Raw genomic sequence first — 693 nt, forward strand, 5'->3', positions numbered from 1 at the left:
GGGTGAAGACTCTTTCCTGTAATGCCACGGGACGTTCCATCAGACGGGAAAGGTTTCTGATGACAAACATCCACTTGTCGAACATGGTCTGCAGTTCTGTTTCAGGCTTATTGAACTTTGGCATTTCAAGATAAATGAAAGTGAGCTTGTCATAAAAAACTTTATTCGTATTTAAATCGACAAGCTTTACCTCATGATGAAAGTTTCCGTTTGCTTCATCGCTGAACCGGAAGTTCAGTATTCCTATAACATAAACGGCCTTAAGCTCGTAGTCCCATTCGCCCTTGAGACCCTGCTCTCGTATAGGAAATGTGGAGTAATAGATGCTCCTGTCCTTGAAAAACTGCTGCTCACCGCGCTGCATCTCAACAAGGATTTTCTCGCCACGGTCATTCTCGCAATAGACATCGAACACGGCACGGCGGTCTCTTTCTGATGTTCCAAGATGCTCGGTGTTGAGATACTTCAAATCACAAATAACCTCTCTGCCACCAAGCAGACTATTGACGAAACTTATCAGAAGTTCCTTGTTTATCTCGGAACCGAAAAGCATTTTGAATCCGAAATCTGTATAAGGATTGACATATCTGTCGCCGGCAAAACTGTCTTTAACCATAGTTCAATGTATTAGCGTTACTTTCCGCAAATATAATGCAAACACAAATATTCACAAAAATATAAATCACTTTTTGA

1 protein-coding gene is annotated in these 693 nt (G+C 41.4%); it reads right to left on the reverse strand.

Annotated features, from left to right (window positions below):
- Window positions 1-616 (reverse strand): Rpn family recombination-promoting nuclease/putative transposase (locus H6A27_RS15855; protein WP_204509198.1); only part of this gene is annotated, 616 nt, incomplete at its 3' end.
- Between the last annotated feature and the right edge of the window lie 77 nt (window positions 617-693).

Source organism: Bacteroides caecigallinarum, assembly GCF_016902295.1.
Lineage (GTDB): Bacteria > Bacteroidota > Bacteroidia > Bacteroidales > Bacteroidaceae > Phocaeicola > Phocaeicola caecigallinarum_A.